The organism is Rhizobium sp. P44RR-XXIV (assembly GCF_001999485.2).
GTDB lineage: Bacteria > Pseudomonadota > Alphaproteobacteria > Rhizobiales > Rhizobiaceae > Rhizobium.
Genome location: NZ_MPVZ02000026.1, coordinates 83,535 through 109,022 on the forward strand (window position 1 = coordinate 83,535; position 25,488 = coordinate 109,022).

Annotated in this window: 25 protein-coding genes; 14 read left to right on the top strand and 11 right to left on the bottom strand. The window is 60.1% G+C overall.

Annotated elements, in window-relative coordinates; all coding sequences use genetic code 11:
- Window positions 1–9: 9 nt before the first annotated feature.
- Window positions 10–216: a NepR family anti-sigma factor gene (locus BSK43_RS09300; protein WP_068401443.1), complete on the bottom strand. Its 207-nt coding sequence runs from the start codon at window positions 214–216 to the stop codon at window positions 10–12.
- Window positions 217–482: 266 nt separating this feature from the next.
- On the opposite strand from BSK43_RS09300, the gene BSK43_RS09305 reads away from it, so the two are divergent.
- The 5 genes from BSK43_RS09305 (at window position 483) to BSK43_RS35605 (ending at window position 6,033) form a co-directional block, all read left to right on the top strand.
- Entirely contained in the window at window positions 483–1,277 is a 795-nt protein-coding gene (locus BSK43_RS09305) for a response regulator (RefSeq protein WP_077469657.1), read from the top strand.
- Window positions 1,278–1,505: 228 nt separating this feature from the next.
- Window positions 1,506–2,456 carry a sensor histidine kinase gene (locus BSK43_RS09310; RefSeq protein WP_205910609.1) on the top strand — a complete coding sequence of 317 codons (951 nt, stop codon included), beginning with the start codon at window positions 1,506–1,508 and terminating at the stop codon, window positions 2,454–2,456.
- A gap of 497 nt (window positions 2,457–2,953) precedes the next feature.
- Complete coding sequence (locus tag BSK43_RS09315) at window positions 2,954–4,312, top strand: NAD(P)-dependent oxidoreductase (RefSeq protein WP_077469655.1); 1,359 nt, start codon at window positions 2,954–2,956, stop codon at window positions 4,310–4,312.
- 13 nt (window positions 4,313–4,325) lie between these two features.
- Complete coding sequence (gene preA, locus BSK43_RS09320) at window positions 4,326–5,639, top strand: NAD-dependent dihydropyrimidine dehydrogenase subunit PreA (protein WP_077469654.1); 1,314 nt, start codon at window positions 4,326–4,328, stop codon at window positions 5,637–5,639.
- Between the two features lie 304 nt (window positions 5,640–5,943).
- Entirely contained in the window at window positions 5,944–6,033 is a 90-nt protein-coding gene (locus BSK43_RS35605) for an SEC-C metal-binding domain-containing protein (protein ID WP_244510155.1), read from the top strand.
- A 91-nt stretch (window positions 6,034–6,124) separates the two neighbouring features.
- On the opposite strand, the gene BSK43_RS09330 is transcribed toward BSK43_RS35605, so the two are convergent.
- On the bottom strand, window positions 6,125–6,769 hold the full coding sequence (locus BSK43_RS09330) for a TetR family transcriptional regulator C-terminal domain-containing protein (RefSeq protein WP_068401450.1): 645 nt from the start codon (window positions 6,767–6,769) through the stop codon (window positions 6,125–6,127).
- Between the two features lie 299 nt (window positions 6,770–7,068).
- Between BSK43_RS09330 and BSK43_RS09335 the strand changes: the two genes are divergently transcribed.
- Window positions 7,069–8,322, top strand: coding sequence for a Zn-dependent hydrolase (locus tag BSK43_RS09335; protein ID WP_077469653.1), 1,254 nt, complete (start codon window positions 7,069–7,071; stop codon window positions 8,320–8,322).
- A gap of 48 nt (window positions 8,323–8,370) precedes the next feature.
- Entirely contained in the window at window positions 8,371–9,825 is a 1,455-nt protein-coding gene (gene hydA, locus BSK43_RS09340; RefSeq protein ID WP_077469652.1) for a dihydropyrimidinase, read from the top strand.
- A gap of 33 nt (window positions 9,826–9,858) precedes the next feature.
- Here hydA and BSK43_RS09345 read toward each other — a convergent pair whose 3' ends face one another.
- On the bottom strand, window positions 9,859–10,272 hold the full coding sequence (locus tag BSK43_RS09345; protein WP_077469651.1) for a cupin domain-containing protein: 414 nt from the start codon (window positions 10,270–10,272) through the stop codon (window positions 9,859–9,861).
- Between the two features lie 121 nt (window positions 10,273–10,393).
- Between BSK43_RS09345 and BSK43_RS09350 the strand changes: the two genes are divergently transcribed.
- The 7 genes from BSK43_RS09350 to BSK43_RS09380 all read left to right on the top strand — a co-directional run bounded on the left by BSK43_RS09350 (window position 10,394) and on the right by BSK43_RS09380 (window position 19,516).
- Window positions 10,394–11,185, top strand: coding sequence for an ABC transporter ATP-binding protein (locus BSK43_RS09350; RefSeq protein ID WP_077469650.1), 792 nt, complete (start codon window positions 10,394–10,396; stop codon window positions 11,183–11,185).
- Between the two features lie 7 nt (window positions 11,186–11,192).
- Entirely contained in the window at window positions 11,193–11,528 is a 336-nt protein-coding gene (locus tag BSK43_RS09355; RefSeq protein WP_077469649.1) for a hypothetical protein, read from the top strand.
- Between the two features lie 2 nt (window positions 11,529–11,530).
- The gene (locus BSK43_RS09360) at window positions 11,531–12,418 is read left to right on the top strand and encodes an ABC transporter permease (RefSeq protein WP_077469648.1); all 888 of its coding nucleotides are present in this window, start codon (window positions 11,531–11,533) and stop codon (window positions 12,416–12,418) included.
- Entirely contained in the window at window positions 12,415–13,548 is a 1,134-nt protein-coding gene (locus BSK43_RS09365; RefSeq protein ID WP_077469647.1) for an ABC transporter permease, read from the top strand. Before BSK43_RS09360 ends, BSK43_RS09365 begins: the two co-directional genes overlap by 4 nt.
- A gap of 54 nt (window positions 13,549–13,602) precedes the next feature.
- Window positions 13,603–14,571, top strand: a complete 969-nt coding sequence (locus BSK43_RS09370) for an ABC transporter substrate-binding protein (protein WP_077469646.1) — start codon at window positions 13,603–13,605, stop codon at window positions 14,569–14,571.
- 389 nt (window positions 14,572–14,960) lie between these two features.
- Window positions 14,961–16,154 carry an efflux RND transporter periplasmic adaptor subunit gene (locus BSK43_RS09375; RefSeq protein ID WP_136686817.1) on the top strand — a complete coding sequence of 398 codons (1,194 nt, stop codon included), beginning with the start codon at window positions 14,961–14,963 and terminating at the stop codon, window positions 16,152–16,154.
- 14 nt (window positions 16,155–16,168) lie between these two features.
- Window positions 16,169–19,516: an efflux RND transporter permease subunit gene (locus tag BSK43_RS09380; protein ID WP_077469644.1), complete on the top strand. Its 3,348-nt coding sequence runs from the start codon at window positions 16,169–16,171 to the stop codon at window positions 19,514–19,516.
- A gap of 62 nt (window positions 19,517–19,578) precedes the next feature.
- Here BSK43_RS09380 and ureG read toward each other — a convergent pair whose 3' ends face one another.
- The 8 genes from ureG to BSK43_RS09420 all read right to left on the bottom strand — a co-directional run bounded on the left by ureG (window position 19,579) and on the right by BSK43_RS09420 (window position 25,450).
- Window positions 19,579–20,190 (bottom strand): urease accessory protein UreG, encoded by a 612-nt coding sequence (gene ureG / locus BSK43_RS09385; RefSeq protein WP_077469643.1) that lies wholly within the window; start codon window positions 20,188–20,190, stop codon window positions 19,579–19,581.
- Between the two features lie 105 nt (window positions 20,191–20,295).
- Entirely contained in the window at window positions 20,296–20,928 is a 633-nt protein-coding gene (locus tag BSK43_RS09390; RefSeq protein ID WP_077469706.1) for an urease accessory UreF family protein, read from the bottom strand.
- 60 nt (window positions 20,929–20,988) lie between these two features.
- Complete coding sequence (gene ureE, locus BSK43_RS09395) at window positions 20,989–21,492, bottom strand: urease accessory protein UreE (RefSeq protein WP_077469642.1); 504 nt, start codon at window positions 21,490–21,492, stop codon at window positions 20,989–20,991.
- Between the two features lie 79 nt (window positions 21,493–21,571).
- Window positions 21,572–22,432, bottom strand: coding sequence for a GGDEF domain-containing protein (locus tag BSK43_RS09400; RefSeq protein ID WP_077469641.1), 861 nt, complete (start codon window positions 22,430–22,432; stop codon window positions 21,572–21,574).
- Between the two features lie 30 nt (window positions 22,433–22,462).
- Entirely contained in the window at window positions 22,463–22,678 is a 216-nt protein-coding gene (locus BSK43_RS09405) for a hypothetical protein (protein WP_136686818.1), read from the bottom strand.
- Window positions 22,679–22,703: 25 nt separating this feature from the next.
- On the bottom strand, window positions 22,704–24,416 hold the full coding sequence (ureC, locus tag BSK43_RS09410) for an urease subunit alpha (protein WP_077469640.1): 1,713 nt from the start codon (window positions 24,414–24,416) through the stop codon (window positions 22,704–22,706).
- A 3-nt stretch (window positions 24,417–24,419) separates the two neighbouring features.
- Window positions 24,420–25,043: a Urease operon accessory protein gene (locus tag BSK43_RS09415; protein ID WP_077469705.1), complete on the bottom strand. Its 624-nt coding sequence runs from the start codon at window positions 25,041–25,043 to the stop codon at window positions 24,420–24,422.
- Window positions 25,044–25,060: 17 nt separating this feature from the next.
- A complete protein-coding gene (locus BSK43_RS09420) occupies window positions 25,061–25,450 on the bottom strand; it encodes a lysozyme inhibitor LprI family protein (protein ID WP_136686869.1) in 390 nt (129 codons plus the stop codon).
- Window positions 25,451–25,488: the final 38 nt, after the last annotated feature.

Consider the following 25,488-nt stretch of genomic DNA (forward strand, 5'->3'; position numbering starts at 1 on the left):
GCCCACCTCCTATTTAGAGACGTTCGAGGAAGCCAAGCGCTCGGCCTGATCCAGCTTCTCGAGCAGATCAAGGAAGCGATCGGGAATGGCTTCGTCCTGCACTGCAGCATAAAAGGAGCGCAGCCTGTTGCCGATCTGATTGTTGGGGTCGAGGATATCGATTGCGCGCAGGTCGGATGTCTTGGTGTCTGCGTCCTCGTGATTTTGAACTGTCATTTAGCCTGCTCGCTTTTTCAATTGTCTCGCGTTCATGGGTAGGACATGCCTTTCCGCCTCGCCGTTCAGGAGAACAGTCCAGCTCGTCCAAACAGCTTCGTAACGACTCGTAAAGGATGAAGCCCGCCGATTGTAAGCATTGTAATGCGACTAGCTAAAAAAAGTTCCGACAAAGAGGAACTTTTTTACTGAACTGACGTTTGTTAGTCATCGCAGCCCTCTGTGCTGTATTTAAATTAGAATTTTATAAAAGGCGGGAGCCCTTGATGACACTTTCCACACGCATTGCGCCGCACCTCCCCTATTTGCGTCGTTATTCACGTGCTTTGACTGGAACGCAGACGTCCGGGGACGCCTATGTTGCTGCGGTTTTGGAAGCCATCATCACCGACATCTCCATATTCCCGGATACCGACAGCGACCGCGTTGCACTCTATAAACTGTTCACCAAGCTGTTCGGTTCCGTATCCCTTCAGATTCCCGAACCAATCTCGCCCTTCGCCTGGGAACAGCGCGCAACAGTGAACCTCTCCAAGGTCTCCCCGCGCGCGCGCCAGGCGTTCCTGCTCGCATCCGTCGAAAGTTTCCGCCTCGGCGAGATCGCCGACATCCTCGACATCTCGGAAAGCGATGCCATGCATCTGCTCGACACTGCGTCGCAGGAAATTTCGCGGCAGGTAGCCACGGAAATCATGATCATCGAGGACGAGCCGCTGATCGCGATGGATATCGAGCAGATGGTCGAAAGCCTCGGACATCGCGTGACCGGCATTGCCCGCACCCATGCCGAAGCGGTTGCGCTCTACAATGCAACGAAGCCGAGGATGGTTCTTGCCGACATCCAGCTTGCCGATGGCAGTTCGGGCATCGACGCCGTCAACGACATCCTGAAGACGGCCAATATCCCTGTGATCTTCATTACCGCATTCCCAGAGCGCCTTTTGACGGGCGAACGGCCGGAGCCGACCTTCCTCGTCACGAAGCCGTTCAACCCCGACATGGTGAAGGCACTCATCAGCCAGGCGCTTTTCTTCAACGAAACCACAAAGGTGGCGGCCTAATTCGATTGGAAACCCTGCTGCGGAACAAAGATCACAGCCGGGCGTTGAGATTCAATGCGGCCGGTTTACGGACTGTTATACCGGGTAATTTTATAGGTCGGTCCGAATTCTTGCGAGTGAGAATGCCCTATCGGCGGGGCTCTCGAAATTCGAGTGAAAGGCAAGCGGGTGAATACGTCTGAACCATTACCCGGCGCGCCTTTGAGTTTGGAAGGCAAAGCCGCTCTGATGGAGCGGGCGCTTGCGAGCGCCAACGTGTGGGTCCTGTTTCAGGACCAAGCTCTGGCAATACGGTATGCCGACAATCTGCCGGATCATCTGCAGCCATCCCTCGTGATTGGCGGCAACGACTGGCATTTGTTCGGCGAGAAGGATGGAGAGCACCTCTTGCGCCTGAAGCGAGGGGTGCTCGAAACCGGCAAGCCGGCCACCGCGGAAGTCGAAATTCCAAGCGGCGACGGCATACGCATCTACGAGCTGAAGATAGAGCGCATTGGCGGCCGCAAGCCGCAGGGCGTACTGTCAGTCATCTCTGAAATCACCGAAAGCCGCCACCGCGAAAAAGTCCTGAAGTCGCTACTGCGCGAGCTATCGCATCGCTCGAAGAACCTTCTGGCGATCATTCAGGGCATCGCAACGCAGACCGCGCGCCATACTCTTTCAGTCGACAATTTCCTGATCAAATTCCGTGGCCGGCTGCAATCCCTGTCGAATTCACAAGATCTCATCACCGATTCCAGCTGGCGTGGTGCCTATCTGTTCGAACTTGCGGAAAAGCAGTTCGCGCCCTACTGGCCCGATGCCGGCGTACCCATGCCGATCTACGGCATCAATGCACATCTGACACCCAATGCAGCCGTGCACCTGGGACTTGCCCTGCACGAGTTGATCGTCAACTCCGCCTCGCATGGCGCCATTTCGGCGGGAGCGACCAGCATCACGCTGAATTGCAAGGAAGCCGAACTCGATGGCAAGAAGGCGATCGAGGTGGCATGGTCGGAGCGTTTCTATACGCCCAACGACCATGAATTCGAGGACAACAGCTTCAGCCGCACGGTGCTCGAGCGTGTCGTGCCGACTTCCATGAATGGCCGCGCCGACTTTGCCATCGGCGATGGAAGCATCGGCTATCGCCTCACCATTCCCGAAACTGAATATGAGATCCTGAGACGCCGCTGATCCGCCTGACAGGCGCCGATCCGCAAGGCAAAAGAAACAGCCAGTGCGAGGGCGACGCACTGGCTGCTTTGCACTCATCGGGAGGGGACCGTGAGTAGAAGTCCTGTGATGCTATTGGGCGTGCATCAGGGGGATGCGATCATCGACAGGACATCCTAATAACGATGCTGCCGGGCCTTGGTTCCATCCGGAGGCAAAAAAATTCGCTTTTTCTTCACCCGCACCGCATTGGCAAAATGATCCGTAGCGCAGTCGGCCTCCTGCTCCGCTTCGACGGCAAAGCCTCGTGGGCTTCGGACTCCGTTACTCGCTATATTCACAAAATCACAGCAAAATTAAGCAGTTGCATGATTTTTGGGGACCAACCTGGCACGTCCCGACGACACATTTCAGGCTGCAATACAGCAAAGAAAAACGCAAAAATTTACCGTTTGATAAATTTTTTATCCTGAGTTACCGTTCTTGCCACTGGCCGTTTACTATAAGAGGGAACTTCAATGGGACGACTGGAAACTGGGATTCATAGGGGCCGGCTGACGCCTGCCGAATATGATGCTAACTTTTCCGATCTTCATCCGCGCCTGAACAACCATGAGGCGCTGGTTGCTGCCGACCGCTGTTATTTCTGTTACGACGCGCCGTGCATGACGGCCTGTCCCACCTCCATCGACATTCCGATGTTCATCCGTCAGATCTCGACGGGGAACCCGATCGGCTCTGCAAAGACCATCTTCGACCAGAACATTCTCGGTGGCATGTGCGCCCGCGTCTGTCCCACCGAACAGCTCTGCGAGCAGGCTTGCGTGCGCAATACTGCCGAGGAGCGGCCTGTGGAAATCGGGCGACTGCAGCGCTATGCAACCGATGCCGCGATGGCCGAGAACAAGCAATTCTATGCCCGCGCCGCTTCCACCGGCAAGAAGATCGCCGTTATCGGTGCTGGCCCTGCCGGCCTCGCCTGCGCCCATCGCCTCGCCGTGAAGGGCCACGACGTCACCATCTTCGACGCCCGCGAAAAGGCCGGCGGCCTCAACGAATACGGCATTGCCACCTATAAGGCAGTCGACGATTTCGCCCAGAAGGAAGTCGACTACGTGCTCGCCGTCGGCGGCATCGAGGTGAAGAACGGCCAGGCACTCGGCCGCGACTTCAGCCTTTCCGACCTTTCCCAGCAATATGACGCGGTCTTCCTCGGCCTCGGTCTTGCCGGCGTCAACGCGCTGCGCGCCGAAGGCGAGGATCTTGACGGCGTAGCCGATGCGGTGGCCTATATCGCTGAACTGCGCCAGGCCGGCGACAAGGCCGATATCGCCATTGGCCGCCGCGTCGTCGTCCTCGGTGGCGGCATGACCGCGATCGATGCGGCCGTGCAGGCAAAACTGCTCGGCGCCGAAGAAGTGACGATCTGTTATCGCCGCGGCAAGGAACACATGAACGCCTCGGAATTCGAGCAGGATCTGGCCGCCTCCAAGGGCGTAATGATTCGCCACTGGCTCGCTCCGAAGCGCATTCTCGACAAGGACGGCAAGGTCGCCGGCATCGAGGTCGAATATACCGAACTGCGCGACGGCAAGCTGACCGGCACCGGCGATATCGGCGTCATCGCCGCCGACCAGATCTTCAAGGCCATCGGCCAGACCTTCGAGGCATCAGGCCTCGGCGCGTTGCGCATGGAAGCCGGCCGCATTGCCATCGACGGCGAAGGCCGCACCTCGCTCGAAGGCGTATGGGCCGGCGGCGACTGCGTGCTGGGCGGCGATGATTTGACGGTCTCCGCCGTGGCACAGGGTCGCGACGCGGCCGAATCCATCAACAATGCGCTCGCTGCCGCCCAGTCGGCCGCTGCAGTCGCCTGAAAGGAGAATCGATATGGCTGATCTCCGCAATAATTTCATCGGCATCAAATCCCCGAACCCGTTCTGGCTGGCTTCGGCGCCGCCGACCGACAAGGCCTACAACGTCGAGCGCGCCTTCAAGGCGGGTTGGGGCGGCGTGGTCTGGAAGACGCTCGGCGAGGAAGGCCCACCTGTCGTCAACGTCAACGGCCCGCGCTACGGCGCGATTTGGGGCGCGGACCGCCGCCTGCTTGGCTTGAACAATATCGAGCTGATCACCGACCGCGACCTCTATACCAACCTGCGCGAAATGAAGCAGGTGAAGAAGAACTGGCCGGATCGTGCCTTGATCGCCTCGATCATGGTTCCCTGCGTGGAGGATGCCTGGAAAGCGATCCTGCCGCTGGTCGAGGAAACCGAAGCCGACGGCATCGAACTCAATTTCGGCTGTCCGCACGGCATGTCGGAGCGCGGCATGGGTGCCGCGGTCGGACAGGTGCCGGAATATATCGAAATGGTCGTGCGCTGGTGCAAGCAATATACCCGCATGCCGGTCATCACCAAGCTGACGCCTAATATCACCGACGTCCGCAAGCCGGCCCGCGCCGCTAAGGCCGGCGGCACCGACGCCGTGTCGCTGATCAACACGATCAACTCGATCGTATCCGTCGATCTCGACAACTTCGCCCCGAACCCGACAGTCGGCGGCAAGGGCAGCCATGGCGGCTATTGCGGTCCGGCGGTGAAGCCGATCGCGCTCAACATGGTGGCCGAGATCGCCCGCGATCCCGAAACCTACGGCCTGCCGATCTCAGGCATTGGCGGCATCACCACCTGGCGCGACGCGGCCGAATTCCTGGCGCTTGGCGCTGGCAATGTGCAGGTCTGCACGGCGGCGATGACCTATGGCTTCAAGATCGTCGAAGAGATGATCACGGGCCTCTCCGACTGGATGGATGAGAAGGGCCACCGCAGCCTTGATGATATCATCGCCCGCGCGGTGCCGAATGTCTCCGACTGGCAGTACCTCAACCTCAACTACATCGCCAAGGCCAAGATCGACCAGGATGCCTGCATCAAGTGCGGCCGTTGCTACATTGCCTGCGAGGATACCTCGCACCAGGCAATCACCAACATGGTCGATGGCGCCAGGCACTTCGAGGTGATGGACGAGGAATGCGTCGGCTGCAACCTCTGCGTCAGCGTCTGTCCGGTCGAAAACTGCATCACCATGGAAGAACTGCCGGCCGGCAGCCTCGACAAGCGCACCGGCAAGATTGTCGACCCGAACTACGCCAACTGGACGACCCATCCGAATAACCCGATGGCCCAGCAGGCGGCGGAATAACGCCGACCAACATCTGCGTAAACATGGACGGGCGGTTGCAGCTTGCTGCGGCCGCCCATTTTTACGTTCGCTATCAGCTTTTTCACAGTGAGCGTTTAGCTACTCGGAAAAGCTTGAAGTTCGCGCTATGAGAGTTGCGCTGCCCATAGATGCAGCAATGGCAACTCAGAGGAGGCGATCATGTCACGCAAGTCCAAAACCCTCCACGACGTGAGCTTTTGAGGTCACGTCCAAGCGACGCAAGTCTTTCCCATCGGAAACCCGGGTAAAAACCGGCTCGCAATTCATCCGGGGCGATATCGAGTTGGTCGAAAAACTCGGCCGCAACGATCCCTGCCCCTGCGGTTCACGGAGGCGGTTTCAAGAGCTGCTGCCTGAAGTCGGGCCGCTATGACGGCATCGAACGGGATTACTATTTTTAGAGAGCGGAGCTGATTTCCGCCATCGTCACAGGCGGCGCGATCCTTTAAAGCTTGCGCCGCCGCTTAAGACTGCCGAATACCAAGCCCGTCGACGAAGAGCTGCTCCAGATAGCGGGCAGCATCCTCGAAGCGCCCCTCGCCCGAATGCTCGTCCCCGAGTACGGCACGTACCTGTACATCGAAATCCGCGTAATGCTGCGTCGTCGACCAGATCGAGAAGATCAGGTGATAGGGGTCGCATTTTGCGATCTTCCCGGTCTTGGCCCAGGCACGGATGACCTCCGCCTTCTCATCGACGAGGCTTTTCAGCGGGCCGCGCAGCTCATCCTCGACATGCGGCGCACCCTGCAGCATCTCATTGGCAAAGAGCCTGCTTTCACGCGGGAAATCGCGGGCCATTTCCAGCTTGCGGCGGATATAGGAACGGATCTCACTTTCAGGATCGCCATTGGCATCGAAGGCGCGCAACGGCTCCAGCCAGGTAAACAGAACCCGGTCGATCAGCGCGCGATGCATCGCCTCCTTGGTGCGGAAATAATAGAGAAGATTGGGCTTCGACATCCCAGCCACTTCGGCAATCTGATCGATGGTCGAGCCGCGAAAGCCGTTCACGGAAAACACGTCGAGCGCAGCCTCGAGTATGACTTCCTCTTTTTCTTCCTGAATTCGGGTACGGCGTTGGGTGCGGGCGGCTCTGGGAATGGCCATGTCTGCTCTGTTTCTCCTTGAAATCCAAGCCTTTCGGCCGAGCTCTCGTTCACCCTGTCAGTGCTTTTAATTTAGGCAATCGCCTGAAATTTTATCGGAATTTTTCGTGCTTTTCGTCTTGAGCCGCGCCACGGAAGTTGTAATGTTTACCAATCGGTCAAATTATCTGTCAGTTGTCTCCTAAAGGCAACTGGCGATTTCCCGAGGCGATAAAAACAAGTAGACGCTTCGGACAGACCAACGGGAACAATTGGGCATGCGCTTTGCATGCCCCAGGACAAACAGGTGAGGATTGCATCATGGTGGCAGCGCCAGGCGAAAACATGCGTATCAACGGCGATCGCCTTTGGGATATGCTGATGGACATGGCGAAGATCGGCCCCGGCATTGCCGGCGGCAATAATCGTCAAACGCTGACCGATGCCGATGCCGAGGGACGCAGCCTTTTCAGAACATGGTGCGAAAATGCCGGTATGAAAGTCGGCGTCGACAAGATGGGCACCATGTTCGCGACCCGTGCCGGCACCGACCCGGACGCCCTGCCCATTTACGTCGGCTCGCATCTCGATACCCAGCCGACCGGCGGCAAATATGACGGCGTGCTCGGTGTACTCGCAGCCCTCGAAGTCGTTCGCACGATGAACGACCTTAGCATCAAGACCAAGCATCCGATCGTCGTCACCAACTGGGCCAACGAGGAAGGCGCACGCTTTGCCCCCGCCATGCTGGCCTCCGGCGTCTTTGCCGGCGTGCATAGCCTGGACTACGCCTATGGCCGCAAGGACCCGGAAGGCAAGACCTACGGCGAAGAGCTGAAGCGCATCGGCTGGCTCGGCGACGAAGAGGTCGGCGCCCGCAAGATGCACGCCTATTTCGAATATCACATCGAGCAGGGCCCGATTCTCGAAGCCGCCGAAAAGACCATCGGCGTCGTCACGCACTGTCAGGGCCTGTGGTGGCTGGAATTCACCCTGACCGGCAAGGAAGCGCATACCGGCTCAACGCCGATGAACATGCGCGTCAATGCCGGCCTCGCCATGTCACGGATCGTGGAGATGGTGCAGAGCGTGGCGATGGAAAACCAGCCGGGCGCCGTCGGCGGCGTCGGGCAGGTGTTCTTCTCGCCGAATTCGCGCAACGTGCTTCCCGGCAAGGTGGTCTTCACCGTCGACATCCGCACGCCCGACAAGGAAAAGCTCGACCGCATGCGCGCCAAGATCGAGGCCGAGGCGGCGAAGATCAGCGACGCCCTCGGCGTCGGCTGCTCAGTCGAGGCCATCGGCCATTTCGAACCGGTGACCTTCGACCCGAAGCTCGTCACCTCGGTGCGCAACGCGGCCGAAAGGCTTGGCTACAGCCACATGAACATCATCTCCGGCGCCGGCCACGATGCCTGCTGGGCCGCCAAGGTGGCGCCGGCTACCATGGTCATGTGCCCCTGCGTCGGCGGTCTCTCGCACAACGAGGCCGAAGAAATTTCCAAGGAATGGGCAGCCGCAGGCGCGGATGTGCTGTTCCACGCAGTCGTCGAGACGGCGGAGATCGTGGCCTGACGGTCAGGATTGCCAACATCGGAACTTCACACATCTGGAGCAGACACCATGAGCACAGTCATCAAGGGTGGAACCATCGTCACGGCCGACCTGACCTATAAGGCGGACGTCAAGATCGAAGGCGGGAAGATCGTCGAAATCGGGCAGAACCTCTCGGGCAGCGAAGTCCTTGATGCCGCCGGCTGTTATGTGATGCCCGGCGGCATCGATCCGCACACGCATCTCGAAATGCCGTTCATGGGCACCTATTCCTCCGACGATTTCGAGAGCGGCACGCGTGCAGCCCTTGCCGGCGGCACGACGATGGTCGTCGACTTCGCGCTGCCCTCGCCCGGCCAGTCGCTGCTCGAAGCGCTGACCATGTGGGACAACAAGTCCACCCGCGCCACCTGCGACTATTCCTTCCACATGGCGATCACCTGGTGGGGCGAGCAGGTCTTCAACGAGATGGAGGCTATCGTCCGCGACAAGGGCATCAACACGTTCAAGCACTTCATGGCCTATAAGGGCGCCTTGATGGTGGATGACGACGAGATGTTCTCCTCCTTCCAGCGCTGCGCCGAACTCGGCGCCCTGCCGCTCGTCCATGCCGAAAACGGCGATGTGGTCGCGCAGATGCAGGCGAAGCTTCTTGCCGAAGGCAATAACGGCCCGGAAGCGCATGCCTATTCCCGCCCCGCCGAAGTCGAGGGCGAAGCGACGAACCGCGCGATCATGATCGCCGATATGGCCGGCTCGCCTGTTTATATCGTCCATACCTCCTGCGAGCAGGCGCACGAAGCCATCCGCCGCGCTCGCCAGAAGGGCATGCGCGTCTATGGCGAGCCGCTGATCCAGCACCTGACACTCGACGAAAGCGAATATGCCAACGCCGATTGGGATCACGCCGCCCGCCGTGTCATGTCCCCGCCCTTCCGCAACAAGCAGCATCAGGACAGCCTCTGGGCAGGTCTTGCCTCCGGCTCGCTGCAGGTGGTCGCGACCGACCATTGCGCCTTCACGACGGAGCAGAAGCGCTTCGGTCTCAATGACTTTACCAAGATCCCGAACGGCACCGGTGGTCTGGAAGACCGTCTGCCGATGCTCTGGACCTATGGCGTCAACACCGGCCGCCTGACGATGAACGAATTCGTCGCCGCCACCTCCACCAACATCGCCAAGATCCTCAACATCTATCCGAGGAAGGGCGCGATCCTCGTCGGCGCCGATGCCGATATCGTCGTTTGGGATCCGAAGCGCTCGAAGACCATTGCCGCCAAGACCCAGCAGTCGGCGATCGACTACAACGTCTTCGAAGGCAAGGAAGTGACCGGCCTGCCGCGTTACACGCTGACGCGCGGCGTCGTCGCCATCGAAGAAGGCACGGTGAAGACCAGGGAAGGCCACGGCGAGTTCGTCAAGCGCGAGCCGTTTACCGCCGCCAACCGGGCGCTTTCGACCTGGAAAGAAGTCACCGCACCGCGCAAGGTTCAGCGCAGCGGCATCCCCGCAAGCGGGGTATAAAGCTTGGGCTCAGCGCTTCGGCTCATCTGCCGCTTAGCGCGGCACATACCGCTCCAGATCCGGCAGCAGGACGACGCTTTCCTGCTCGTTCGGATCGGTGCGGGCGATGATGGCTGTCGCCGGCCGGTCGCTGAGATTGGCGGGAAGATGCGGCACGCCGGCCGGGATATAGAACATCTCGCCTTCGCGAACGACAACATGCTCCTCGAGCTGATCCCCGAACCAGCAGTGCGTCTCGCCGGAAAGCGCATAAATCGCCGTCTCATGCGCAACATGCAGATGCGCCTTGGCCCTGCCGCCCGGCGGAATGGTCAGAAGATGCATGCAGATGCCGGTCGAGCCCACTGTCTCGGCGGCGATCCCCTCGAAATAGTTGAAGCCCTGTTTTCCGGCATAGGTGCTGCCAGGCCGCACGACACGGCAGGTGGGCTTCGATGAAACACTCATGGTATTGCTCCCCTGGATTTCGCGGCCGCAAGGCACCCTCGCCAATCCAGGCCGCAATACCAAGCAGGATAACACGCAATCCGCCCCGACCACGCGGCGAAAACATGACTGGTAGGTGTTAATGACGTCATCCGCTCCCTCCGTCGTCTCCGCGCGGAATCTCTGTCTCACCTACGATACCAACGACGGGCCGGTGCACGCGCTGAGCAATGTCGATCTCGATGTTCGCAAGGGCGATTTCGTCTCCTTCATTGGCCCTTCCGGCTGCGGCAAGACCACGTTTCTGCGCGTCATCGCCGATCTTGAACGAAAGAGCTCGGGCGATATCACCGTCAACGGCATGACACCGGACGAAGCGCGCAAGGCCCGCGCCTACGGCTATGTGTTTCAGGCCCCCGCCCTCTATCCCTGGCGCACCATCGAGAAAAACATCGCGCTGCCGCTGGAGATCATGGGCTACGCCAAGAGCGAACGGGCCAAGCGCATTGCTCAGACGCTCGAACTCGTCAACCTCAGCGGTTTCGAGAAGAAATTCCCCTGGCAGCTTTCGGGCGGCATGCAGCAGCGGGCATCCATCGCCCGCGCTCTGGCCTTCGATGCCGATCTGCTGCTGATGGACGAACCCTTCGGCGCGCTCGACGAGATCGTCCGCGATCACCTCAACGAACAGCTGCTGAAGCTGTGGAAGCGAACGAACAAGACCATCTGCTTCGTGACGCACTCTATTCCCGAGGCGGTCTATCTCTCCACTAAGATCGTCGTCATGTCGCCGCGCCCAGGCCGCGTCACAGATGTCATCGAATCGACGCTGCCGCTCGAGCGCCCGCTCGGCATCCGCGAAACGCCTGAATTTCTGGAAATCGCCCATCGTGTCCGCGAAGGTTTGCGGGCCGGACACAGCTACGAGGAATAGGATCGCCATGAACCCGCAATTCCTCCTCTGGCTTCTCGGCGCGATGGCGATCTTCATAAGCGGCGCCACAGCCTCGCGCGCCTACATCGCCAACAACAACATATTAGTGCTGATCCTAGCGCTCATTCTCTATTGCATCGGCAACCTGATGATGGTCCGCCTCATGCGCGAGGGTGGCCTGGGTCTGGCAATATCTGCCTCCTCCATTGCCCAGCTCATCGCCGTCAACATCATCGCTTTCATCGTCTTCGGTGAACGGCTGAGCCTGCCGCAACTGGCAGGCGTCGGGCTTGGCATCGTCGCCATGGCGCTGATGCTGCTTCCGGCACAAGGGAGGGCGTGAGCATGGAGAAGGAACAATTCTTCAAGCACAAGTTCGTGCCGGTCGTCACCATCGTGCTGGCGATCCTGCTCCTCTGGTATGTCTTCGCGGTCATCCTCAACGCGCCGTTCCAGCGCGATCTCGATCGCCGCGGCAACGTCACCTCGACAACGGTCGAATTCATCGGCAAGACGCTGGCACAGCCGAAGCCGATCCTGCCCGCACCGCATCAGGTGGCGCAGAACGTGTTCGAGAACACCTTCCTTCGTGCTCCCACAAGCAACCGCAGCCTCGTCTACAATGCCTGGGTAACCCTTGCCCCGACCGCCGTCGGCTTTGCCTTCGGAACGATACTCGGCATTCTCTTTGCCGTCGGCATCGTGCATCTGGTGGCTCTGGATCGCAGCCTGATGCCCTGGATCATCGCATCGCAGACCATCCCCATTCTGGCGATCGCACCGACGATCATCGTCGTCTTCAGCGCCCTGGGTATCGATGGGCTGATCCCGAAAGCGCTGATTTCCACCTATCTGTCGTTTTTCCCCGTCACGGTCGGCATGACCAAGGGGCTCCGCTCTCCGGAGGTCATGCATCTCGACCTCATGCGCACCTATAATGCCAGTGCATCGCAAACCTTCTGGAAGCTGCGCGTACCTGCTTCAATCCCTTTCCTGTTCACCTCGATGAAGGTGGCGATTGCTGCAAGCCTCGTCGGCACGATCGTCGGCGAACTTCCGACGGGAGCCGTCGCCGGCATCGGCGCCAAGCTACTTGCAGGCTCCTACTACAGCCAGACGATCGACATCTGGGCGGCACTCGTCGCCGGTTCTGTGCTGGCGGCAATCCTTGTCGCCATCGTCAGCATCGCCGCGCGCATCGTCAATCATTCGATGGGAGGCCGGCCCGCATGAAGGCTCTTCGTTTCTCCTGGCAAGGTGCACTCGCCCTCCTCCTTTGCGCAGCAGCAGTTGCCATGCTGCCGCTGTTTGCAGCCGATGCCGCCTCCCCCTTTACCGGTGGCATGACGATCCTTGTCTTCCTGCTGCTCATTGCGGCCGCCGTGGCCTCTTTCGCCAGCTTGGGTCCGGCTCTGCTGGCTACAGCATTGTTCATCGGTGCGCATGGCGCTGCCTGGCTGCTGTTGTCGGGACTGACTGGCAATGAGGGCAAGGCGCAACTCTCCTTCTTCGTGCTGATTGCCGCCGGCTGGCTTCTGGCCTGGCGCTGCGTCTCGGTGCTCTCATCCATCCGCCCGCGCTCCGATCTCGGCAATTATGGGCTGCGACTGCTCATCCCGGCGATTTTCGGTGCCTGGATTCTGATCATCTGGGAAGCGGTGACGCGCGGCGCGGGCGTCTCCCTGGTCTTGCTGCCGCCCCCGAGCTCCATCGGGGCCAGAATTGCCGGCTCGCTTCCAACCTTGTGGACCGACGTGGAGCAAACGATCTTCCGCTCGGTGCTGATCGGCTACATCATCGGCTGTGCGAGCGGCTTCATCGTCGCCATCCTCGCCGATCGCTTCGCCTTCCTGCGTCGCGGCCTGTTGCCCATCGGCAATTTCGTCTCGGCGCTGCCCATTATCGGCGTTGCCCCGATCATGGTCATGTGGTTCGGCTTCGATTGGCAGTCCAAGGCTGCCGTCGTCGTCATCATGACCTTCTTTCCGATGCTGGTGAACACGGTGGCGGGCCTTGCCGCCGCCGGCAACATCGAGCGCGACCTCATGCGCACCTACGCGTCGAGCTATTGGCAGACATTGTTCAAACTGCGCCTGCCGGCCGCTGCACCCTTTATTTTCAATGCACTGAAGATCAACTCGACCTTGGCCATGATCGGTGCCATCGTGGCGGAGTTCTTTGGTACACCCATGTCGGGTATGGGGTTTCGCATTTCGACCGAAAATGGTCGATTGAATCTCGACATGGTCTGGGCGGAAATCGCGGTTGCAGCGATTGCGGGATCCGTCTTCTACGGGATCGTCGCCATTCTCGAGAGGATGACGACATTCTGGCATCCGTCTATCCGTGGTGGAAAGACGTAGCCTAAGATCCTGGCCAAGGGATCAAGGCGTAACTTCAGAGGGAAAGGGTAGAACATGAAAAAACTGATGATTGCATTGATGGCAAGCACGATGGCGCTCGCCGCCGCGCAGGCGGCATCCGCTGCCGATAAGGTGACGCTGCAATTGAAGTGGGTGGCACAGGGCCAGTTCGGCGGCTATTTCGTCGCCAAGGACAAGGGCTTCTACAAGGAAGAAGGTCTTGACGTCGATATCAAGCCGGGCGGCCCCGATATTGCTCCCGAGCAGGTGATTGCCGGCGGCGGCGCCGATGTCATCGTCGACTGGATGGGCGGCGCTCTGGTCGCCCGCGAAAAGGGTGTGCCGCTGATCAACATCGCCCAGCCCTACGACAAATCCGGCCTGGAACTGATCTGCCCGAAGGACGGCCCGGTGAAGACCGAAGCCGACTTCAAGGGCCACACGCTCGGCGTCTGGTTCTTCGGCAACGAATATCCCTTCTTCGCCTGGATGCACAAGATCGGCCTGAAAACCGATGGCGGCAAGGACGGTGTCACCGTTCTGAAGCAGAGCTTCGACGTTCAGCCGCTCGTGCAGAAACAGGCTGATTGCATCTCGGTCATGACCTATAATGAATACTGGCAGGCGATCGATGCCGGTTTCAAGCCGGAAGACCTCACCGTCTTCAACTACACCAAGCTTGGCATCGACCTTCTGGAAGACGGTCTCTATGTCAACGAGGACAAGTTGAAGGACCCGAAGTTCAAGGCCGATATGGTCAAGTTCGTCCGCGCCTCGATGAAGGGCTGGAAATATGCCGTTGAGCACCCGGATGAAGCCGCCGAAATCGTCATGGACAATGGCGGCCAGGACGAGAACCATCAGAAGCGCATGATGAGCGAAGTCGCCAAGCTGATCGGCAGCGGCAAGCTCGACGCAAAACTCTATGATCGTACCGTCGAAGCCCTGCTCGACCAGAAGATCATCAACAAGAAGCCGACGGGTGCCTATACCCATGAGATCACGGACGCAGCCCTGAAGTAGTTCAGACAGCAACGGCAATCAAAACGCGCGAGGTCCAGGCTTCGCGCGTTTTTTTCATTTTGTAACAGCGGCAACAAAAAGCTGGCTTTGCCGTGGCGTTTGCCTAAAAGGCGTCAGCTATCAACTATTGGAATGCTGACATCACAATGCCGTGATTGCTTCGCAAAGCTGCAATCAGTAGAAATACTCGTAAAATCATTTTCTCGTGATCTTGCGAGATTTGAAAACCGCTCCCATGTACAGGAGCGAATTTAGGATTGGGGACCTGCAGCCATGACAGACGGATGTTTATCCGCCGGATGAGCCGGCTCGCATGCATTGATCCCCCGTGTTCGCGACGGATAACAGCGAAATCCCTTTGACCACGATGCCGAACTGGAACCGGACGCATGGCCTCCACGCCGTTTAGACTACTAAGCACGACTGCAATCATGCTTTCCCTGCTGGCAGCGCCCGCCGCACTGGCCGAGGAACCCGTCGTTACCACGCCGAAGCAGAACCTTCCCGCAATCGTCATCACCACCGCCGCGATGCGCAAACTGACCGACAAGGTCGTTGCGACAGGCACGGTGAAGGCCGTCGAGGAAGTCTATATCCAGCCGCAGGTGGACGGCCTCTCGATCCGCACGCTCAACGCCGATGTCGGCGACAAGGTCGAGGCGAACAGCACGCTCGCCACCCTGAACGAAGACGCCCTGATCCTGCAGAAGAGCCAGATGCAGGCAACGCGCGCCAAGGGCGAGGCAAGCCTTGCCCAGCTGCATGCGCAGCTCGCCGAGGCTCGCGCCAATGCGGAAGAGGCCGAATTGCAACGCGTCCGCGCCGTCACCATGGGTGCCAAGGGCACGATGTCGACCTCCTCGGTCGAACAGGCCAATGCGGCCGCAGCGGCCAACAAGGCCCGCGTCGGATCCGCCGAACAGGCAATCGCGGTGTCCGAGGCCGACCTCAAGGTCACCGACAGCCAGATCGCTGATACCGACCTGAAGCTCGCCCGCACCGGCATCAAGACCCCTGTCGCCGGCACCGTCGCCTCGCCGCGCAATGCTCGCGTCGGCGCCATCGCCAATGGCAATGGCGATCCGCTCTTCACCATCATCCGTGACAGCCAGCTCGAACTGGTGGTCGATGTTTCCGAAAGCGACATCACCAAGATCGTCATCGGGCAGAAGGCCCTGATCTCGCTGTCGGGCAGCCGCGAAAAGCTGACCGGCACCGTGCGCCTGGTCGCGCCGATCGTCGACTCCCTCACTCGCCTCGGCGCGGTGCATATCACCATCAACGAAGGCGACAAGGCACGCGCCGGCATGTATGGCAGCGCCGAAATCGTCATCCGCCAGGAAGAAGGCGTTGCCCTGCCGCTGACGGCCGTCAACAGCGATGAAAGCGGCTCTTCCGCCCGCAAGGTCGAAAACGGCGTCGTCAAGTTCGTCAACGTCGAGACCGGCATTCAGGACGGAGCCTATGTCGAGATCCTCAAGGGCCTGAAGGCCGGTGAAGATGTCGTCGCCAAGGCCGGCGCCTATGTCCGCGATGGTGACCACATCACGCCCGTGCGTGATGCGTCGCAAGCCTCCAACTGAGCGAGAACGGTAAGATGAACTTCTCCGCCTGGTCCATCCGAAATCCGATCGCCCCGCTCCTCGGCTTCTTCCTCCTGATGGTGGTGGGCGCCCACGCCTTCTTCAATCTGCCGATTACCCGGTTTCCGAACATCGACGTACCTGTGGTCAACGTCACCGTGACGCAGAGCGGCGCCTCGCCCGCCGAGCTCGAAATGCAGGTGACGAAAGAGGTTGAAGACGCCGTCGCCGGCATCAACGGCATCGACGAAATACAATCGACCGTGACCGACGGCCAATCGCAGACCGTCGTCATCTTCCGTCTGGAAGTACCGACCGAGCAGGCCGTTCAGGACACAAAGGACGCCATCGACCGTATCCGCGGCAACCTGCCGTCCACAATCGATGAGCCCATCGTCTCCAAGGTCGACGTCGCAGGTCAGGCAATTCAGAGCTTTGCCGTTTCCTCGCCGAATATGACGTTGGAAGAGCTGTCCTGGTTTGTGGACGACACGGTCAAGCGTGCCTTGCAGGGTCAGGCCGGTATCGGCCGCGTCGATCGCTACGGCGGCGCTGACCGGGAGGTCCGCATCGAGCTCGATCCGAACAAGCTGAACGCCTACGGCATTACCGCCTTGTCGGTGAGCCAGCAGTTGCGCGGCACCAACATCGACCTCGGTTCCGGCCGCGGTCAAGTTGCCGGCAGCGAGCAGGCAATCCGCGTCCTCGGTGACGCCCGCAACGTCGCGCAGCTCGCCGACACCACGATCGCGCTGACCAACGGCCGCTTCGTCAAGCTCTCCGCCCTCGGAGTGATTAAGGACACCTATCAGGAACCGAAGTCGTTCTCGCGGTTCAACAGCACCCCCGTCGTCACTTTCGCCGCGTTTCGCGCCAAGGGCGCCAGCGAGGTAACGGTCGCCAAGACGGTTGCCGACACGCTCGATAAGGTTCGCGCCGAAAACCCGAACGTCACGATCGAAATGATCGACGACTCTGTCTACTACACCTATGGCAACTACGAAGCGGCGATGCACACGCTGCTCGAGGGTGCGCTACTGGCCATTCTCGTGGTCTTCCTCTTCCTGCGGAATTGGCGTGCGACCCTGATTTCCGCTGTTGCCCTGCCGCTCTCCGCGATCCCGACATTCTGGATCATGAGCGAGATCGGTTTCTCGCTGAACCTCATCAGCTTCCTGGCGCTGACGCTGGCAACCGGCATTCTTGTCGATGACGCGATCGTTGAGATCGAGAACATCGCCCGCCATATCAAGATGGGCAAGACGCCGTATCGCGCCGCAATCGATGCTGCCGATGAGATCGGTCTGGCCGTCATCGCGACGACCTTCACCATCATCGCGGTCTTCGTGCCGGTCTCCTTCATGCCGGGCATTCCAGGCCAGTACTTCATCCAGTTCGGCCTCACGGTCGCCTTCTCGGTGTTCTTCTCGCTGCTTGTGGCGCGTCTGATCACACCGATGATGGCTGCCTATCTCATGCGCGCAGAAGACGGCGTTGATGATCACCACGACAACGACGGACGCCTCATGCGCGGCTATAGCTGGCTGGTGCGGATCACGACGAAGCGTTGGTATACGCGCTATCCGACGCTGCTGGCGGCTTTCGCCTTCTCCATCGCCTCCGTGGTTGCGCTCGTCATGTTCGTGCCCGGTAGCTTCATTCCGCCGGAGGACTCGTCGCGTATCGTGCTCTCGGCCGAACTGCCGCCGAACGCACGGCTCGAGGATACCGAGCAGGCGACCAATGAAATCTATCGGCGCGTCAAGGGCATCGACGGCGTCCAAAGCGTCTTCGTTCTCGGTGGCGCTTCGCCGAAGGGCGATCTGGAACTGCGCCGCGCGACGGTGACATTAACGCTTGGCAAGCTCGATCAGTCGCTCGTCAAGAAACTGGTGAACGACATGCTCGGCTCGCTGCCAGTGATCGGCCCTCACCTGCCGAAAGTCGCCGTGCACGGCCGCGAGCGCCCGCAATGGGATGTGGAAAAGGAAGTCTTCGCAAAGTTGCGAGATATCCCCGACGTCCGCATCACCAAGCTCAACGACCGCGGCGATCGCGACCTGACTTACAACTTCCTCTCCCGCAACGAGAAGGATCTGAACCAGGCCGTCGGCATTCTGGAGGCCAAGCTTCGCACCGATCCGGCCCTAGCCAATGTCAGCGCCGACGGCGCGCTGCCGCGTCCCGAGCTGCAGATCTATCCGCGCAAGGATGAGGCGGCACGCCTCGGCATCACACCGCAAATGATTTCCGATACGGTGCGTGTGGCCACCATCGGCGATATCGACGCTTCGCTTGCGAAGATCTCGCTCGACGATCGCCAAATACCGATCCGCGTTCAGGCTTCGCTCGGCATGCGTCGTGATCTGGCCGCCATCCGTGCGTTGCGCATCAAGACGTCCATGGGCACCACCGGACAAGCGTCAACAGCCCCCACCGTACCGCTCTCAAGCGTTGCCGATATCAACTATTCCGAGGGTCTGTCTTCAATCAAGCGCAACAACCGCTTCCGTGTCGTCTCCATCGGCGCCGATCTGCCACAGGGCGTAGCGCTGGATACGGCGTCCGAGCACTTCCTCGACATCGTCAAGAGCGCCCAAATCCCGTCGACTGTGCATCTGGCGGAAAGCGGCGACACCAAGGTGCAGAAGGAAATGATGCAGAGCTTCGGCAACGCGATGCTGCTCGGCCTCCTGCTTGTTCTGACCGTGCTTATCCTGCTGTTCAAGAACGTGATCCAGCCTTTCACCATTCTGCTGTCGCTGCCATTGGCGATCGGCGGTGTCGCGCTGGCACTCATCATGACCGGCAATGCGCTGTCCATGCCCGTCATGATCGGCATTCTCATGCTGATGGGCATCGTCACCAAGAACGCCATCCTGCTCGTGGATTTCGCTATCGAGATGATGCATCAGGGCATGCCGCGTCTGGAAGCAGTCGTGGAGGCCGGCCGCAAGCGTGCGCGTCCGATCATCATGACCTCGATCGCCATGTCGGCTGGCATGCTGCCATCGGCGCTCGGTGTCGGCGAAGGCGGCTCGTTCCGCGCGCCTATGGCAATTGCCGTGATCGGCGGCATCATCGTCTCAACTGTCCTCAGCCTGGTGGTCGTGCCGTCCTTCTTCTTGATCATGGACGACTTGTCGCGCCTGTTCGGCTTCCTCTTCGGCAAGCTCGTCGGAAGGAAGGACGCGGATGACGAAGTCCTGACCAAGGAAGGCCTGGCGAGCGCCATCGACGAAAACCGGAGATCGCTTGCCACTCTCGAAGAGCGTCTGGAAACTGTTGAGAACAGGGATGGCAGAGGTCACCGGTCAAGCGGCGCGAATGTGCTGAAGCTGCCACCGCTCGCGGCCGAATAGGCTTTGGCGCGAGCTGAACATCAGTCAGCTCGCCTCTACGACACTGATAAAGGCGGGGCGGCTCAAAGGCCGCCCTGTTCCTTTAGGAAGCTGACGATCGTGCCGATGCCTTCGCCGCGCTTCATATCGGAAAACACGAAGGGGCGAGCTTGCCGCATCCGCGTGGCGTCACGATCCATGACGTCGAGATCGACCTCGACGAAGGGCGCCAGATCCTTCTTGTTGATGACGAGAAGGTCGGATTTGGTAATGCCAGGCCCGCCCTTGCGCGGGATCTCCTCGCCTTGACACACCGAAATGACGTAGATGGTGATATCGGCCAGATCAGGCGAAAAGGTCGCGGCCAGATTATCGCCACCGGATTCGATGAAGACGACGTCGAGATCCGGAAGCCGCTCGTTGAGGCCGGCGATGGCCTGCAGGTTGATCGTCGCATCCTCGCGAATGGCAGTGTGCGGGCAGCCACCGGTTTCAACGCCGACGATACGGTCGGACGGCAGCGCCTGCATGCGCACCAGCGCTTCCGCATCTTCCGTCGTATAGATATCATTGGTGACGACGGCGACGGAATAGTCGTCACGCATCGCCTTGCACAGCTTCTCCGTCAGCGCCGTCTTGCCTGAGCCGACGGGGCCGCCGATGCCGACGCGCAAAGGTCCATTTCTCGATTTCATGCTCACAACTCCGATAAAGCAACAGCATAGCGAAGCGCCTGCCCGTCGCACAGCGGCGAATGACGTAGGTCCTGCCTCATTGCGGAATTTTCCCAGGGCTGCACATCAAGACCGAAACAAGCGCGTGCCCTGGATTTCATGGCGCAGGCTGGCAATATCCGCCTGCACCGTCGTCGCACCGAGATCGTCAAGATCGGATCGCCCTGCCCGCGTCGCCACATCGGCGATGGCATCTTCGAGATCCGCCAGAATGGCAACTCCGTCCTTCTGCCCGCTGACGCCGAGCCGGATGCCCGCAGACAGCATCTGCGACGCCAGGGCATGCAGGAAGGCGGCAAGCGCCTTCTCGACCGGAATAGCGTGCGCGCCGGCAACCGCGCCGACCGCGACCGGATAAGCGGACTTTGCCGGCAGGATCGAAAAGATCCCGTGCGGCCATGCCCCGGCGGCGGACAAGAAGGCTTCTCCGAGCAACATCGTCTCGGTATGACGCTCTTTGGACCCAGCCAGCGCTTCCGCCAGCTCCACGACGGCCGCAAGCCGCGGCGCATCTTCTCCAGCATGATGCGCTTCGGCAAGCAGCACAGCGTCATTCCAGACAGCACCATGATGGATGATGGTCTCGATCCAATCCTTCAGGCTCTTGCTGTCGTGAACCAGCCCGTCATGCACTGCCCGTTCGAGGCCGCCCGAATAGGCAAAAGACCCAATCGGAAAAGCCGGTGACAGCCATGCCATCAGCCGCAACAGCGCCTGCAGATCACGACCATCCGATGCCAGTTCTTCGCTCACAATCGTTCAATCATGCGAATGGTGACCGTGCCCATGACCATGGTCATGATCGCTGCCGTGGCCATGCGAATGGCTGCCGTGAGAATGATAGGCGCCACGCGCCGGCTGAAAGGGTTCGCTGACCTCGGCCACCGTGGCACCAAGCCCTTCGAGCATGGAGCGGATGACATGATCACGCAAGATTAGGATACGCTCCTCTTCGATCTGCGCCGGCAGATGCCGATTGCCGAGATGCCAGGCAAGCTCGATGAGATGTCGGCGATCGCGTGGCCTGATTTCGAACAGCTTTTCGTCTGCCGCCACGATCTCGATCAGCTCGCCGTCCTCACGAACCAGCAGATCGCCATTGGCAAACAGCACCGGCTCCTTCAGGTCGAGCATGACCATCTCGCCGTTTTCGAGATGCAGCAGCTTGCGGCGCAGGTGCCGCAGATCATGCGGCAGCACGACACGATCGATCGGGTTGGAAGAAGGAGTGCCGGCCGGAAGATAGGAGGTTACGTGTAGCATGACAGGTCCAATTCAAAACTCTGCCAGACCATGCAAAATAGTCGCCTCCGGTGCAAGCACCAATGCCGCCTGCCAAACACTACATGCGCTGCACGTAGCGCTGCAGTTCCACAGGATCCGTCATGGCTTCGTGCTCATGCTCGGTCGCGCAACGATGCCAGACCTGGGACAGCCGCTCGCGCTCGTGAATGACGCGATTGCGGCCCAGCGTCTTGGCAAGATAAAGCGCCTTGTCGGCCGCGGCATAGACGGCCGCCGTCTTGCGATCCTTGCCGATATCCGCGATTCCCGCCGAGATGGTGATTTTCACCGAGCCGCCGTCGACGGCAATCGGGTGGTTGGCGATCTGTTCCTTGATGTCCTCGATGCGGGCGATGCGCTCGTCATTGTCGCCACCGTGAATGATGGCGCCGAATTCCTCGCCGCCAAGACGGGCGATCACGTCCTCGCCGGTGAAGACATCGGCAAATATCTGCGATACCGCCGCGATGACCGCATCGCCGGATGCATGCCCAAAGCGATCATTGATCGTCTTGAACCGGTCAACGTCGAAGATCACCAGCGACGCATCATGACCAGCCTCATTCAGGGCTTCGGTGAAGGCGCGGCGGTTGAGCAGGCCGGACAGCATATCGGTGCGGCTCAGCCGCTCGAATTCGGCGCGGGATACTGCGAGCCGATGGATCGCAAACCCTGCGAACACGGCCAATGCGCCGGAAACGGTAGCGCCTATGATCCATGCCAGCAGGACACCGAAGCGCATTGCCTCGAGGAGCGGCAACGGCAAAAGATCCAACCATTGCAGCACGGGAAGCATCGCAATCATGATCACAAGCGACAGGATGACGGCTGCAAAACTCATCTTAAGCGCGAAAATATAAATCGCACGCGGATGCTGAAAATTACCGATCTCAGCTTGCAGCGAAATCCATCGTCTCATGCGATTCACCTTCTTCTGCCACCGTTTCAGTCATGTGAGATAGGGGTGAAGGCGCTTCCAGGTCTTTAACGCAATGATTAAAATGCGGTGCATTTCCCAACTTGTGAACAATCGTGGATGGCCGATGGCATCTACTTTTTCAGGAAATCCAGGGTGAGGCGCGGATCTATCGCCACAAACCACTGATAACGCTGCATTAACTGCATGAAATGGCGAAAGCCCCGTTTCCGGGGCTTTCTCGTCCACTGGTAATTGATTTCCACAGCCTTCATCAAAACAGGAAGTAACGCTGGGCCATCGGCAGCACCGTCGCCGGCTCGCAGGTGAGAAGCTCACCGTCGGCCCGCACTTCATAGGTCTCGGGATCCACCTCGATATGCGGCGTGAGGCTGTTGTGGATCATCGAAGCCTTGGAAATGCCGCCGCGCGTGTTCCTGACCGGCAGCAGCGTCTTGGCAACGCCGAGCTTGGCCGCAAGCCCTGCATCGAAGGCGGCCTGGGAGACGAAGGTCACCGAGGAATTGGTGCGATTCTTGCCATAAGCGCCGAACATCGGGCGATAATGCATCGGCTGCGGCGTCGGAATCGAGGCGTTCGGATCGCCCATGGGCGCCGCTGCAATGGAGCCGCCGAGGAGAACCATCTCGGGTTTAACGCCGAAAAAGGCCGGGTTCCAGAGTACCAGATCGGCACGCTTGCCGACTTCGATCGACCCTACCTCATGGCTGACGCCATGGGCGATGGCCGGGTTGATCGTATATTTGGCGATATAGCGCTTCACCCGGAAATTGTCGTTATCGCCAGTTTCCTGGGCCAGCCGGCCGCGCTGGCGCTTCATCTTGTCGGCGGTCTGCCAGGTGCGGATCGCCACTTCGCCGACGCGGCCCATGGCCTGGCTGTCGGATGAGATGATCGAGAAAGCGCCGATATCGTGCAGGATATCCTCGGCGGCGATGGTCTCCTTGCGGATACGGCTTTCGGCAAAAGCGATGTCTTCCGGGATCGACGGCGACAGGTGATGGCAAACCATCAACATGTCGAGATGTTCGGCGATGGTGTTAACCGTATAGGGCCGCGTCGGGTTGGTCGAAGACGGGATGACGTTAGACTGGCCGCAAATCTTGATGATATCAGGAGCGTGACCGCCGCCGGCACCTTCCGTGTGAAAAGCATGGATCGTACGCCCCTTGATGGCGCCGATCGTATCCTCCACGAAACCGCTTTCATTCAACGTATCCGTGTGGATCATCACCTGCACGTCGTATTCGTCGGCGACGCTCAGGCAGCAGTCGATGGCCGCCGGCGTCGTGCCCCAATCCTCGTGCAGCTTCAGCGCACAGGCGCCGCCAAGCACCATCTCTTCCAGAGCTGCCGGCAGCGAGGCGTTACCCTTGGCCGAGAGACCGATATTCATCGGAAAGGCGTCAAAGGACTCGATCATGCGCGCCAGATGCCAGGGTCCCGGCGTGCAGGTGGTCGCCAGCGTCCCGTGCGCCGGTCCGGTGCCGCCGCCAAGCATGGTGGTGATGCCGGACATCAGTGCTTCTTCAATCTGCTGCGGGCAGATGAAATGGATATGGCTGTCCATGCCGCCGGCGGTAACGATCTTGCCCTCACCCGCAATCGCCTCCGTGCCCGGCCCGACGATGATGTTGACCCCAGGCTGCGTATCCGGATTGCCGGCCTTGCCGATCGCGACGATGCGGCCGTCCTTCAGGCCGATATCTGCCTTCACCACCCCCCAATGATCGACAATCAAGGCATTGGTGATGACGGTATCGACGGCTCCGGCGGCCCGGGTCACCTGGCTCTGCCCCATGCCATCGCGAATGACCTTACCGCCGCCGAATTTCACTTCCTCGCCATAGGTGGTGAAGTCCTTCTCTACCTCGATGAACAATTCGGTATCGGCCAGCCGCACCTTGTCGCCGACCGTCGGTCCGAACATGCTGGCATAGGCGGCGCGGGAAATCTTGTAGGGCATCGATCAGTCTCCTTGGGAGGCAGAGATAGGGTTCGTATCGGCGAGACGCCTTAGGCGGCCGGAGGAAACGTAGCTGTCCACCAGCCGCTTCTCGGCGGCAAAAGGATGCTCGTCCCAGCCCGTATGGCTGAAGCCGGTAATGGCGATATCGTCGTCGGGATGGTGCGCCAGCGCTTCGGCAATCACGATCATGCCGCTGCTCGGCACCACATAGGAACCGGGCTCATGGACAGCGAGCGCCAGATCGACGCCCTCATGAATGGACTGGCCGATGACGACATGGCGTTTGCCGGTCGCCTGGCAGAAAGCAGTGAATTGCTCGGTATAGTCGTCGCAGAAATCATCAAGCTCTGGATGCGAAAGCGACAACGGCCCGCGCAATGCAGCAAATTTGACTGGATCCCGCACGCTCCAGATTTCCGAGGCGGAGGCGACGGCAGGGCTCTTGCGCCATTCTGCCGAACCCAGCATGGCACGCGCCGGCCGGCCGGTATTGCAGACCGCAACGACATCGGTGCGGCTGCCGCCGGCACCAATCGAGCGGCAATCATTGAAGCGGATGACCTTGTCGGCGGCATCGATCATGGCCGCCGCACCCGCCGCGATCTCGCCATTGCCGACGATCATCACCGTGCGCCTTGCGCTCACTGATCGCCTCCGATCCCGTCGGCAAGTTCCTTCAGTTCCTTGGTCCGCTTTTTGCTCAAGTCGGCCTTGCAGCCGGAAACCAGCATCGGCTCCATCGATCCGCCCCGCGCCTGGAAGCCTGCCGCCTCGCATTCGCCGTCGCGATAATCCACCCAGGCCCGCTGCGCCTTCAGGAGTGCCTTTTCGGCACCTTTCATATCGTTATCCAGATCGGCATCGATCGCGACCATCGCAGCGCGCGTTTTCTTGTATTGCGCGTTCAGCGCCTTGTCGGCCGTGTCGAAATCGCGCGCCGCACAGATGTTCAGATCCGTCTGCGCCTCGGCCTTCGAACAATCGATCTGCGGTTCGTCCGCGTCGCTCTGCGCGAAGGCTGCGCCGCACATCAAGGTCGCTGCAAAGAATGCAGCAGATGCAAGCAATT